12 protein-coding genes are annotated in these 12,498 nt (G+C 73.3%); 3 read left to right on the top strand and 9 right to left on the bottom strand.

Annotated elements, in window-relative coordinates; all coding sequences use genetic code 11:
* The 3 genes from EKO23_RS06095 to EKO23_RS06105 all read left to right on the top strand — a co-directional run.
* Nucleotides 1-1,050 (top strand): biotin/lipoyl-containing protein (locus tag EKO23_RS06095; RefSeq protein WP_134715185.1); only part of this gene is annotated, 1,050 nt, incomplete at its 5' end.
* On the top strand, nucleotides 1,047-2,207 hold the full coding sequence (locus EKO23_RS06100; RefSeq protein ID WP_134715188.1) for an acyl-CoA dehydrogenase family protein: 1,161 nt from the start codon (nucleotides 1,047-1,049) through the stop codon (nucleotides 2,205-2,207). The genes EKO23_RS06095 and EKO23_RS06100, both read left to right, overlap by 4 nt.
* Nucleotides 2,208-2,339: 132 nt before the next feature.
* On the top strand, nucleotides 2,340-2,708 hold the full coding sequence (locus tag EKO23_RS06105; RefSeq protein ID WP_134715191.1) for an MmcQ/YjbR family DNA-binding protein: 369 nt from the start codon (nucleotides 2,340-2,342) through the stop codon (nucleotides 2,706-2,708).
* A 1-nt stretch (nucleotide 2,709) separates the two neighbouring features.
* Here the strand turns inward: EKO23_RS06105 and EKO23_RS06110 are convergent, their stop codons facing one another.
* The 9 genes from EKO23_RS06110 to EKO23_RS06150 all read right to left on the bottom strand — a co-directional run bounded on the left by EKO23_RS06110 (nucleotide 2,710) and on the right by EKO23_RS06150 (nucleotide 12,491).
* A complete protein-coding gene (locus EKO23_RS06110) occupies nucleotides 2,710-3,273 on the bottom strand; it encodes a protein-L-isoaspartate O-methyltransferase family protein (protein ID WP_134715194.1) in 564 nt (187 codons plus the stop codon).
* 73 nt (nucleotides 3,274-3,346) lie between these two features.
* Complete coding sequence (locus EKO23_RS06115; RefSeq protein ID WP_246050932.1) at nucleotides 3,347-4,114, bottom strand: DUF1295 domain-containing protein; 768 nt, start codon at nucleotides 4,112-4,114, stop codon at nucleotides 3,347-3,349.
* Nucleotides 4,115-4,148: 34 nt separating this feature from the next.
* Nucleotides 4,149-5,444, bottom strand: a complete 1,296-nt coding sequence (locus EKO23_RS06120) for an SAM-dependent methyltransferase (protein ID WP_134715197.1) — start codon at nucleotides 5,442-5,444, stop codon at nucleotides 4,149-4,151.
* Entirely contained in the window at nucleotides 5,441-6,739 is a 1,299-nt protein-coding gene (locus EKO23_RS06125) for an SAM-dependent methyltransferase (RefSeq protein WP_134715200.1), read from the bottom strand. Before EKO23_RS06125 ends, EKO23_RS06120 begins: the two co-directional genes overlap by 4 nt.
* Nucleotides 6,736-8,718: an FAD-dependent oxidoreductase gene (locus EKO23_RS06130; RefSeq protein ID WP_134715203.1), complete on the bottom strand. Its 1,983-nt coding sequence runs from the start codon at nucleotides 8,716-8,718 to the stop codon at nucleotides 6,736-6,738. Before EKO23_RS06130 ends, EKO23_RS06125 begins: the two co-directional genes overlap by 4 nt.
* Entirely contained in the window at nucleotides 8,715-9,464 is a 750-nt protein-coding gene (locus EKO23_RS06135) for an anti-sigma factor (RefSeq protein WP_134715206.1), read from the bottom strand. The genes EKO23_RS06130 and EKO23_RS06135 overlap by 4 nt, the downstream gene beginning before the upstream one ends.
* Entirely contained in the window at nucleotides 9,461-10,060 is a 600-nt protein-coding gene (gene sigK, locus EKO23_RS06140; protein WP_134715209.1) for an ECF RNA polymerase sigma factor SigK, read from the bottom strand. Before sigK ends, EKO23_RS06135 begins: the two co-directional genes overlap by 4 nt.
* A gap of 30 nt (nucleotides 10,061-10,090) precedes the next feature.
* Nucleotides 10,091-10,735, bottom strand: coding sequence for a fasciclin domain-containing protein (locus EKO23_RS06145; protein WP_134715212.1), 645 nt, complete (start codon nucleotides 10,733-10,735; stop codon nucleotides 10,091-10,093).
* Between the two features lie 88 nt (nucleotides 10,736-10,823).
* Complete coding sequence (locus tag EKO23_RS06150; RefSeq protein WP_134715215.1) at nucleotides 10,824-12,491, bottom strand: molybdopterin-dependent oxidoreductase; 1,668 nt, start codon at nucleotides 12,489-12,491, stop codon at nucleotides 10,824-10,826.
* Nucleotides 12,492-12,498: the final 7 nt, after the last annotated feature.

Genomic DNA, 12,498 nt, shown 5'->3' on the forward strand with positions numbered 1-12,498 from the left:
CTCGCTGGCGCTCGCTCCTCAACCACCGAGGGGGGCGACCCAGGACCCGTCGGGCACGCGATCGAGGTGCGCCTGTACGCCGAGGACCCGGCCCACGACTGGCAGCCCCAGAGCGGCCTCCTCACCGCGCTCGACGTACCCGGCGTCGACGTGGAGCTCCAGCCCGGTCGCGGCCTGCGGCTCGACGCCGGGTTCGAGACCGGCAGCGAGGTCTCCACCCACTACGACGCGATGCTCGCGAAGGTGGTCGCGTGGGCCCCGACCCGGCACGAGGCCGCCCGCCGGCTGGCCGCCGCGCTGGCGAAGGCCCGGCTGCACGGCCTGGTGACCAACCGCGACCTGCTGGTCCGGATCCTGCGTGACCAGCGGTTCCTCGACGGGGGAGTCAGCACGGACTTCCTCGCCTCCTTCGTCCTCGACGGCGCACGGCTCGACGTGCACCACGAGGCGGTCGCCGCCGCGATAGCGCTCGCGGAGCACCGTCGTTCCCGTCGAGCCGTGCAGTCGGGCATCCCGGTCGCCTGGCGCAACGTGGTCAGCCAGCCGCAGCGGGCCCGCTTCGCCCACGGCGCTGCCGAGGTCGAGGTGGACTGGTACGGCGGCCGCGACGGGTACGCCGTCGACGGGCTCACCGTCCTCGCAGCCGGCCCGGACCGGGTGACGCTCGAGGTGGGCGGCATCTCCGCGACGTACGCCGTCGCGGTGCACGGCCGGGCGGTCGACGTCGACGGCCCGCTCGGGCACGTCCGGCTCGACCTGGTGCCCCGGTTCACCGACCCGTCCGAGCAGGTGGCCGCCGGCTCGCTGCTGGCGCCGATGCCGGGCACGGTCGTGTCGGTCGCGGTGGCCGCGGGCGACGCCGTACGCGCGGGCCAGCCGGTGCTGGTGCTCGAGGCGATGAAGATGCAGCACACCATCACGGCGCCGGCCGACGGCGTCGTCACCGAGATCCCGGTCGACGCGGGTGCGCAGGTCGCCGCCGGCGCCGTGCTCGCCGTCGTCGACCCCGAGGCAGTCCCGCAGACCGACGCAGGAGGAGACCAGACATGACCGCGTTCACCGAGTCCGAGGAGCGGCAGGCGCTGCGCCGCGAGGTGGCGAAGCTGGCCTCGAAGTACGGCCGCGAGTACTTCACGAAGCAGGCCCGCTCCGGCGGCAAGACCACCGACCTGTGGCTGGAGATCGCGAAGTTGGGCTACCTCGGCATCAACATCCCCGAGGAGTACGGCGGCGGGGGCGGCGGGATCGGCGACGTCGCGGCGGTCTGCGAGGAGCTCGCCGCGCAGGGCTGCCCGCTGCTGATGATGGTGGTCAGCCCGGCGATCTGCGGCACCGTGATCGCCCGGTTCGGCACCGAGGAGCAGAAGCGGCGCTGGCTGCCGGGCATCTGCGACGGCACCGAGACGATGGCGTTCGCGATCACCGAGCCCGACGCCGGCACCAACTCGCACAACATCAGCACCACCGGGCGCCGCGACGGCGACGGCTGGGTGCTCAACGGCCGCAAGATCTACATCTCCGGCGTCGACGAGGCGGCCCACGTGCTCGTCGTCGCCCGCACCGAGGACGCGAAGACGGGCAAGCTCAAACCCTGCCTGTTCGTGGTGCCGACCGATGCGAAGGGCTTCGAGTACACCCCGATCCCCATGGAGATCGTCAGCCCCGAGCAGCAGTTCTCGGTCTTCATCGACGACGTGCACCTGCCCGCGGACGCCCTGGTCGGCGACGAGGACGCCGGGCTGGTCCAGCTGTTCGCGGGCCTCAACCCGGAGCGGATCATGGCGGCGTCGTTCTCGACCGGGCTGGCCCGCTACGCCCTCGAGAAGGCGGTCGCCTACGTCAAGGAGCGCGAGGTGTTCGGCGTCCCGATCGGCAGCCACCAGGGCCTCGCGCACCCGCTCGCGCAGTCGAAGATCGAGGTCGAGCTGGCCCGGCTCATGACCCAGAAGGCGGCCGCGCTGTACGACGCCGGCGACGACATGGGCGCCGGCGAGGCCGCGAACATGGCGAAGTACGCCGCCGCCGAGGCCGCCTGCGACGCCGCCGACCGCGCGGTCCAGGCACACGGCGGCAACGGGATCACCCAGGAGTATGGCGTCGCCGGCCTGCTGGTCGCCTCCCGCGCCGGCCGGATCGCCCCGGTCTCCCGCGAGATGATCCTCAACTTCGTCGGCATGCACTCGCTCGGCCTCCCCAAGTCCTACTGACGTCGGTGGTTTCGAGCCGCTCGCTGGCGCTCGCTCCTCAACCACCGGACGTCTCGACACCACCACCCGGCCGTTCCTGCTCACCTCCACCACGCGCCGTACGTCGTCGGTGGTGCGTGGCAGGCTGGCCCCATGCCCGAACGCCCCGAGGTGCCGGCGTGGATGGTGCGTCGGATCGACGACGTGCTCGCCGCGCTGCCCGACTGCGAGCAGGAGGATGCCTGGGTCGGTGTCCGCTGGCGGGTGGGCCCGGCGACGGTGGCGCACGTGTTCGGCGGCGAGGACCAGCTGTTCCGGGTGACGTTCCGGGCCGAGCCCGACGAGGTGATGGCGTTCGAGCACCTCGGCGAGCCCTACTTCCGCGCCGAGTGGGGCGGCAACGTGGTCGGCATGCTGGTCGACGACGGGAGCGACTGGACCGAGCTCGGCGAGCTGCTCACCGACTCCTACTGCCTGCAGGCGCCGGCCAGGCTCGCCGACCAGGTGCCGCGGCCCGGCTGAGTCACCCGCGCCGCAGCGGCACGAACCGGTAGTACCCGTGCTCGCTGAGGTCGGTCTCCACCCCGCTCCGGCGGACCAGCAGCATCACGCCGTTCACCGGCACCACCATCCGGCCTTCGTCCGCGAGCTGCCCGACCAGGTCCATCGGGAGGGTGACCGCCTCGGCCGACACCAGGATCCGGTCGTACGGCGCATGGTCCGGCAGGCCGAGCACGTCGGGGTCGGCCGCCACCAGCGAGGCCCAGGACATCCCGGCCGCGGCCACGTTCGCCGAGCCCCACCGCGCGATCTCCGGCTCGAGCTCGACCCCGCGCACCGACCCGGTCGGCCCGGTCAGGTGGGCGAGCAGCGCGGTGGTCCACCCCGACCCGGCACCCACGTCGAGCACCCGGTCGCCGGGCCGCACGTCCAGCAGCCGCAGCATGTCGTCGACGGTGCGCGGCTGGGAGTTGGTCTGCCCGTGGCCGATCGGCAGCGGCCCGTCGTACGACGCGTGGCGGCGCTCGCGGGCCGGCAGGAAGCCGGTCCGTGGCACGGCGTCGAAGGCCGCCGCCACACGGTCCATGCGCTCAGTCTCCCACGCCATTTCAGACGGTCGGGGTCGGCGAGGCGGTCGCAGAGCGACCTTCTCCGAGGCCTCAGGGGCGGCGGGGCGGGCGGGGGACGAACATGGGGGTGCGGGCGGCGTACTCGGCGTACCCGGGACGCTGCATCATGGTCCGCTCCAGCGGGCGGGCGCCGGTGGCCCACACGAGGAAGTAGGTCATCGTGGCCGGGGCCATCGCGGTGAGCAGGCCAGGCAGCCAGCCGGAGGCCATCGCGGACGCGAGCCAGATGCCCCACCAGACGCAGGCGTCGCCGAAGTAGTTCGGGTGCCGGGTCCACGCCCACAGGCCGCGGTCCATCACCGGCCCGCGGTCCGGGTCCGCCTTGTACGCCGCGAGCTGGGCGTCGCCGACCGACTCGAAGACCACGCCGACCACCCACACCGCCACCCCCACCCACACCAGCCAGTCCCACGCGACGTCGGTGGCTGCGCCGACCATCACCGGCAGCGCCACGAACCAGATCGCCGCGCCCTGGAGCAGGAACACCTTGCGGACCGCCACTACGAAGCCGCCGCCTCCGAGCAGCGCGGCGTACCGCGGGTCCTCGCCGGCGCCCCGCTGCCGCAGGAAGATGTGCCACGACAGCCGCAGCCCCCAGGCCGCGACCAGCACCAGCACCAGCCAGCGGCGCCACGCGGTGCCGTCGCCGAGGACGGCCGAGACCAGCGCCACCAGGGTCAGCGCCACCCCCCAGGTGACGTCGACGACCGACACCCGGCCGATCCGCCGGGACACCACGGCGGTGACGGTCATCGCCAGTGCGGCGACGACGAACGAGACGGCGAGGACGGTCAGCACGTCGGGCGCAACTCAAGCGTGAGGGAGGCGCAAGTCAACGACGGACCTCCGGAGGAGCGAGGGGAGTGGCGCCCGGACGCCGGGCGAGGATCTGGTCGACGCCCATCCTCCCGTCCCGGAACGCCATCGCGCCACCGACGAGGTAGAGCCGCCAGACCCGCGCGACCTCCTCGCCGACCAGTGCGACCACGCGGTCGTAGTTGGCCTCGAAGGTGGCGTACCAGGCGGCGACGGTGGTCACGTAGTGCTCGCGCATCGCGTGCACGTCGCGCACCTCGAGCCCGCCGGACTCGATCAGCTCCACGGTCTCGCCGACCGGACGCATGTGCATGTCGGGGGCGATGAACGACTCGATGAACGGCCCGCCGCCGGGGTGCTTCCCGCGCCGCGACATCTGCTGCACGAGCACCAGCCCGCCCGGCTTCACCGACCGCCGCAGCACGTCGACGTAGGTCGGGTAGTTGCCCTGGCCGACGTGCTCGCCCATCTCGATCGAGGCCACGCCGTCGTGCTTCCCGTCGACGTCGCGGTAGTCCTGCAGGCGGATCTCGACCAGGTCGCCCAGCCCGCGCTCGGCGATCCGCTCATCGATGAACCGCTTCTGCTCGGCAGCGATCGTCACCCCGCGGACCCGGATCCCGCGCGCCGCGGCGTGCAGCGACAGCGAGCCCCAGCCGCAGCCGACGTCGAGCATCGTCATGCCCGGCTCCAGCCCGAGCTTGTCGATGACCAGGTCGAGCTTGTCGCGCTGCGCGTCGGCGAGCGTGTACGACGGGTCGTCGTTGCGCCAGTAGCCGCAGGAGTAGGCCATCGACTCGTCGAGGATCAACGCGTAGAAGTCGTTGGAGAGGTCGTAGTGGTGGCTGATCGACGCCCGGTCGCGCCGCCTCGAGTGCAGCCGGCCGCGGATCCGGGCCTGGCTGGCGGGCGGGCCCGGCGGCAGACCGGGCCGGAAGTCGCGGAGCAGCCGGAGCAGCCCGGCGACCGCGGCCGGCGACGGCCGGACGCCCGAGAGCCCGCGCTCCCGGGCCACCGACCACACGCGGGTCAGCGCCTCGTCGAGGTCGCCGTCGACGTCGACCTCGCCGGTCACGTAGGCCTGGGCGGCGCCGAGCTCACCGGGTCGCCAGACCAGGCGGGCAAGAGCGGCCGGGGAGCTCAGGACGACCCGGGGCGCACCGGCCGGGCCGGCCTCCGAGCCGTCCCAGGCCCGCAGCCGCACCGGGATCTCGCCGCCGACGAGCGGCTCCACGGCAGCGGCCAGCCGCTCGGCGACCGACGGCCCGGAGGAGGGTGGCGCGGCCGTGGGACGGTCGGTGGTCGTCGTCATGCACTGGCCTCCTTGGTGAGCGCGATCTGGTTGACGTCGATGTACGACGAGGCGAAGCCGCCGCGGGAGTACTCCAGGTAGAAGTGCCACGTCCGCTCGAAGACCTCGTCGAAACCGAGCCCGGCGACCGTCTCGTGCCGGGCCCGGAACGCCTCGTCCCACAGCCGCAGCGTCTCGGCGTAGTGGTGCCCGAAGGACAGCCGGTCGGTCACCCGCAGTGCGGTGTGGTCCCGGGTGAGGTGCTCGATCGCCTCGACCGACGGGAGGAAGCCGCCGGGGAAGATGTACTTGTTGATCCAGGTGTAGGTCTGCTTCGTGGCCAGCATCCGGTCGTGCGGCATCGTGATCGCCTGGAGCGCCGCCCGGCCGCCGGGGACCAGCAGGCTGTCGACCTTCTCGAGGTAGGTCCGCCAGTACTCGTGGCCGACCGCCTCGATCATCTCCACCGACACGATCGCGTCGAACGTGCCGGTCACCTGGCGGTAGTCGCGCAGCAGCACCTCGACCCGGTCGGTGAAGCCGGCCGCGGCGGTCCGCTCGTCGGCCAGCGCCTTCTGCTCGCGCGACAGCGTGACCGAGGTGACCGTCGCACCCCGGGCCGCGGCCCGGATCGCGAGCTCGCCCCAGCCGGTGCCGATCTCCAGCAGCCGACTGCCTTCGCCCACCCCGGCCGCGTCCAGCATCCGCTCGACCTTCCGGACCTGGGCCGCCTCGAGGTCGGCGCCGGTGACGCCGATCGGGGTCGCGGCCACGCGGTAGCCGCCGCGCGGTTCGACCCTGGTGTCGAACAGGGCCGAGGAGTAGCTCATCGTCGGGTCGAGGAAGGTCCGGAAGAGGTCGTTGGACAGGTCGTAGTGGTGGGCGATGTTCCCTCGGGTCTGGGCGACCGTGTTGCGGTGCAGGCGGGGTGCCCGCGCTACGTACAGCCGCCGCATCGCCTGCATCCAGTCCGGCACCAGGGTGGCGATCTCGCTGGCCAGCACGGTCAGCAGGCGGCCGAGGTCGGGGGAGCTCCACGCGCCGGTCTGGTAGCCCTCGCCGAACCCGATCAGCCCGTCGCTGCCGATCCTCCGGTAGAACTCGTCGGGCCGGTCCAGCACGATCGTCGGCGCCTCGCCGGTGGTCGTGACCGGGTGCCCGTTGGGGACCACCACGGTGATACCGAGCCGGGTGGTCGCGACGCCGAAGAGCCGGCGGACGATCGCGGCGGCGACGCCGGCCCGGGGGCCGACCGGCACGTCGTACAGGCCGGGCCAGCGCTCGGCCACGGTCGGGGCAGGAGCAAGAGCGGTCACTGGACGCCCTCCTGTCGTGGATGGTCAGGTCGCGGGACGACCGGCAGCCGGCGCAGCCAGAGGCCGATCCCCTGGCGGCGGATCCGGACGGAGCCGACCAGGGCCGAGAAGATCGCCCGCAGCGGTGGGCGTCCGGACACCACGTGCCCATTCAGCGACGCCGTGAACGCGGGGCCGTCGTCGTGGCGCAGGGTGATCGCGATCGCCACCGTGTCGTCGGGCTCGGGCGCGGAGATCTCGTAGCGCCCGGAGACGTCGTGGAACGGGGAGACGTACATCGCCTTGTCCGTCCCCGCCTTGCCGCGCTCGTCGGTGTGGACGAGGTAGGCGTGCCGGTCGCCGTACGTGTTGTGCACCTCGAGCACCGTGCCCACCAGGGCGCCGGTCGCGTCGTGGCACCAGAACACGCTGATCGGGTTGAAGGAGTAGCCGAACGCGCGGGCGTTGGCGAGCATCCGGATCCGGCCGCCGCCGAGGTCGATGCCGTGGGTCGCGAGGAACGCCTCGACGTTCTCCCGGATGGTGCGGTCGGGGTCGCCGAGGTGGTCCCGGGCCTCGAACGACGCCGTACGCCGGGGTGCCGGGAGGTGGTCGAGGTCGACCAGCCACGGGTGGGAGCGGTAGGTGAACCTGTGTCGGAACGGCTGCCGCCGGGTGTGCCGGACGGTCGCCTCGACCAGCCGAGGCTCGGCCTGCGCCGGCGCCGGTGAGCGGTCCGGCCAGGCGAACCCGAGGTGCTCGGCGGCGGCCAGCCCGCTGCGTGCGCCGTCCTCGTGGAAGCCCCAGCCGTGGTACGCGCCGGCGAACACGATCCGGGCGGTGTCGATCTCCGGAAGCCGGCGCTGGGCCGCGACCGACTCCGGCGTGTAGAGCGGGTGGGCGTACTCCATGGTCGCGATCACCTCGTCGGGGTCGACGAGGTCGGTGCCGCCGAGCGTGACCAGGTAGCGGGTGTCGGTGGCGAGCCGCTGCAGGCGGGTCAGGTCGTAGGTCACGGTCACCCGGCCGGTCGCGGTTTGGGGACGCAGGAAGTTCCAGGACGCCCACGCTCGGCCGGCGCGCGGCAGCAGGGAGGTGTCGGTGTGCAGCTGCGCGGTGTTGGCGGAGTAGGGGAGCGCGCCGAGCACCTCGCGCTGGAGGTCGGTCGGCTCGGCCAGCATCGCCAGGGCCTGGTCCGGGTGCGCGGCCACCACCACGGCGTCGTACGTCGCGGTGTCGCCGTTGCCGTCGGTGACCTCGACGCCGTGCGCGGTCTCGAGCACCGAGGTGACCTTGGTGCCGAGCCGGATCTCGTGCAGGCCCTCGGCGACCCGGTGGACGTACTCGTGCGAGCCGCCGGTGACCGTCCGCCACTGCGGGGATCCGAACACGCCGAGCATGCCGTGGTGCCGCAGGAACGCGAAGAGGTACCGGGCCGGGTAGTCGAGCGCCAGCTCCGGGTCGCACGACCACACCGCGGCCACGAGCGGCTCCATGAAGTGCCGCCGGAAGTAGTGGTTGAACCGGCCCCGGTCGAGGAACGCTCTCAGGGTCTCCTCGGGGTCCCGGGTGAACGGGCCGTCGTCGAGCAGCGCCCGGGCGGCCCGGTGGAACCGGGGGACGTCGACCAGCATCCGGAGGTACGCCCGCCGCGCCAGGGCGCGCGCGGTCGGGAACAGGCCGCGCGGGCCCAGCGCGCCGGCGTACTCCACCCCCGTGGCCCGGTCGCTGACCGACATCGACATCTCGGAGTCCTGGGTGCGGACGCCGAGCTCGGCGAAGAGCCGCAGCAGCACCGGGTAGGTCCGCTCGTTGTGCACGATGAACCCGGTGTCGATGGCCAGGTCGCCAACGCGGTGGGTGTCGGCGTGGCCGCCGAGCCGGGCGTCGGCCTCGAACAGGGTCACGTGCGCGGTCCGGGAGGCGACGTGGGCGGCCACCAGTCCGGCCACGCCGCTTCCGACGACCGCCACGCGGGCGGGGGTGGGGGTGCGGTTCATGCTGCTCCGAGCTCGAAGAGGGCGATCGGGTCGGAGGTCGGCTCGTCGGACCCGCCGGCCGGCTCCACCGTGATCCCCACGGCGGAGGCATCGGTGGCGTCACCGCTGAGCAGCACGGTCTGGTCGGACTTCGGCGGCATCAGTCCGGCGGGGACCATCGAGCCCGACGCGTCCTGGAACCACAGCTCGTAGACCTTGCCGTCCGGCGCCGGAGGCATCTTCGTGGTCACCAGCACCGCCTTGCCCTCGGCCTTCGACCGGACCAGGGTCGCAGCCGCGCCGCCCGGGAACTCCTGGTGGACGTGCTCGGCCTCGGGATCGTTCAGCACCCGGTCCGCCGCGGACAGCTGGGTCTGGCTGCCCTGGTCGTCGGACCACGGCTGGGTGGCGACCACGACGCCACCGCCGATGAGCGCGGCCACGGCTGCGGCCACAGTCAGGGCCGTGCGGAACCGGCGGCGCCGGGGAGCCAGGGGGGTCGCAGCGTCGCCCGCGGACCCGTCGGGCCGGTCGACCTCGGGCGGCAGCGGCCGCACCGTGGAGATGTCGGAGAGGACCCGGTCGCGCAGGGCCGGGGGCGGCGGGACCTCGGTGGTCTCGGGAAGCATCGCCGCCGCCTCCTGCAGGCTCGCGACCTCGGCCCGGCAGTCGGCACAGGTGGCCAGGTGCTGCTCGAAGAGCAGGCGCTCGGCAGGCTCGAGCGCGTCGATGGCGTAGGCGCCCGAGAGGGCGTGGATGTCGCTCATGACCCCACCCCCAGCGCGTCGCGCAGGCGGATCAGGCCGTCGCGGATGCGCGTCTTGGCCGTGCCGACCGGCAGGTCCAGCATCGTGGCCACCTCCGTGTGTGTGTATCCCCCGAAGTACGCCAGCTCGAGGGCCTCGCGCTGGACGTCGGTGAGGGTCGACATCGCCCTGCGGACCCTCTGGGCTTCGATCGTGGTCGTGGCCGTCTCGGCGGTGGAGTCGTGCTCCACCGGGCGGTTCTGGTCGTGGTACGTCGCGTCCCGGCGGTGGGCGGCCTCGGCGGACCGCACCCGGTCGACGGCGCGACGGTGGGCGAGCGTGAGCAGCCAGGACAGCGCGCTGCCCCGCTCCGGGTCGAACCGGCTGGCCGTCCGCCACGCCTCCAGGAAGGCCTCCTGGGTGACCTCCTCGGCCTGCGCCGGGTCGCGGACCACCCGGAGCACGAGGCCGTGGACGCGGGCGGCCGTGGCGTCGTACACCGCGGCGAAGGCCTGCTGGTCGCCGCGGGCGGAGCGATGGAACAGCTCGGCGAGGGCGGGCGCCCCCGGCCCCCCGGGGTCCTGGCCGCCGGGGGGCACGGGCGCGGCGCCGGTCATGGGGTCAAACCTTTCCACAGGCCGGTTCCCTCACATCGTGGGCATCATGACGGTGTCGATGACGTAGACCGTGGCGTTCGCGGTCTGCACGTTGCCGCACAGGACCTTCGCGCCCTCGGCCGTGAACTCCTCACCGGAGCCCTCGACGGTGATCTCGTCACCGGCCAGGGTCTGGTGCGTGCCGGCCACGTCCTCGGGGCTCAGCCGGCCCTCGACCACGTGGTGGGTGAGGACCGTCGTGAGCTGCTCGTTGTCGGCCAGCACCGCGTCGAGGTCCTTCTTCGGGATCTTCGCGAAGGCGTCGTCGGTCGGCGCGAACACGGTCAGCTCGGGCGCCGAGTTGAGGGTGTCGACCAGCTTGGCCTTGGTCACCGCGGCGACCAGGGTCTTGAGCAGCGGGTTGCCGGACGCGGCGGTCGCCACGGGCTGCTCGGTCATGGTGTCCACCGAGCCGGGGCCGCTGGCCGGAAGCGAGGCGCAGGCCTCGCCGAACGGCTGGTCGTCGCTCATCGGCTCCTCGCCCATCGAGTCGCTGGGCGAGTCGGTCATCTGTGAGGTCTGCTCCTCGGCGGCGTTGGCGTCGCCGCCGTCGTCGGAGCCGCAGGCGGCCAGTCCCACCGACAGGGTCAGGGCGAGAGCGGCGATGGAGCTGTGTCGGGCGATCGTGCGCTTCATGGTGCTGCCTTTCCTGGGGGACGTCGTTCGCTGGTGGTTCGGCACCGGGGGCCGGGCGGATTGGAGCAATCCGCGAGATCTCGTGTGCTCACGCGACGTCCACCGCGATCTCCTGGATCCCGCTCGAGCCCGCGGGGAACGGCGTCGCGCGCGCCGCGGTCTGCACGTCGCCCTCGAGGGTGGTGGCGCGGCACGCGACCCGGTGCCGGCCCGGGGTGGCGTCCTTCCAGGCGAGGAACCACTGCCGCCAGTACGCCACGCCCGCGTCCGGCCCGAGCGTCGCCTCCCGCCAGGGGCCGCCGTCGACCCGGACCTCGACCTTCCCGATGCCGCGGGTCTGTGCCCACGCGACGCCGCCGATCACGGCGTTCTCCTTCCCCACGGTCGTGAACGCCTGCGGGGTGTCGATGCGCGAGGAGACCTTGATCGGGGCCTCGGTCGCCCAGTCGCGGTCGGTCCAGTACGCCGACTGCTCCTCGTACGTCGTGAGCGTGAGCCGGCGCAGCCACTTGGTGGCGCCGACGAAGCCGTACAGTCCGGGCGTGACCAGCCTTGCCGGAAAGCCGTGCTCGGCGGGCAGCGCCTCGCCGTTCATGCCGACGGCGACCATCGAGTCCCGGCCGTCCAGCGCGACCGCGAGCGGGGTGCTGATCGTGAACCCGTCGACGGCGGTCGAGTAGATCTGGTCCGCCGTGCTGCCGACGCCGGCCCGGTCGAGCAAGGTCGTCAGCGGGACGCCCAGCCAGCGGGCGGCGCCGACGTACGGGCCGCCGACCTCGTTCGAGACGCAGGTCAGCGTGATGTCGCGCTCGACGAGGTCCATCGCGAGCAGGTCGTCGAAGGTGAGGCTGAGCTCCTCGTCGACGTCGCCGTCGATCTCGAGCCGCCAGCCGTCGAGGTCGACGACCGGCACGCTGAGGTTGACGTCGACCCGGTAGAAGTCGCCGTTCCGGGTCTGGAACCGCGAGATCCCGCCGTACCTCTGCTCGAGGCCGCGCGGCAGCGGACCCAGCGGGTCCGCGGCGGCCGGCAGGTCGACGTCCTCCGGCCGGATGCGGATCGCGGCCAGGCGCTGGCCGAGCCAGCCGATGCCCCCGGAGACCAGGGCGACGAACGCCGCGCTGACCAGGACCGTACGGCGCGTCGCGGAGGTTCCGGAGAGCAGCAGCCGCGGCTTCGGCTCAGGGTCGTCCGTGGCTTCGAGACGGGCTCGTTCCTCGCCCTCCTCAACCACCGGTCCGGAGTGAGCGCCAGCCCCGGTGGTTGAGGAGCGGGCGCCAGCGAGCGTCTCGAAACCACCCGGCCGGCGCGGGCTGGCAGACGCCCGCAGGAGACGCACCAGGAACGCCAGCACCCCCACCCCGACCACCGCCGCGACGACGGCCGGCAGCACGTCGGAGGCGACCGCGAACGGACGCAGCAGCGCGAGCGCGCCCGCGACCGCGACCAGCGCGACCAGGATCCCGGCGCCGAGCGCGGGCCGTCTCCGGGCCAGCAGGCCGGCGATGACGGAGACCACGAGGGTCACCAGCACCACGCTGCCGATGAGCACCGGCTTGTCCCGGGTGCCGAGCTCGCGCACGGCGAGCTCCTTGACCGGCGTCGGCGTCAGGTCGATGACGGCCGACCCGACGGCGAGCACGGGCGAGGTCGCCGGGTTCTGGGCGGCCGCGACCAGGTGCCCGGCGGACATGCCGGCCAGGGTCGCGAGCACGCCGGCGCCGGCGTACGGGAGGGCGGAGAGGTGGCGCTTCATGCCAGGG

It is taken from the genome of Nocardioides guangzhouensis (assembly GCF_004519545.1).
GTDB classification, from domain to species: domain Bacteria; phylum Actinomycetota; class Actinomycetes; order Propionibacteriales; family Nocardioidaceae; genus Nocardioides; species Nocardioides guangzhouensis.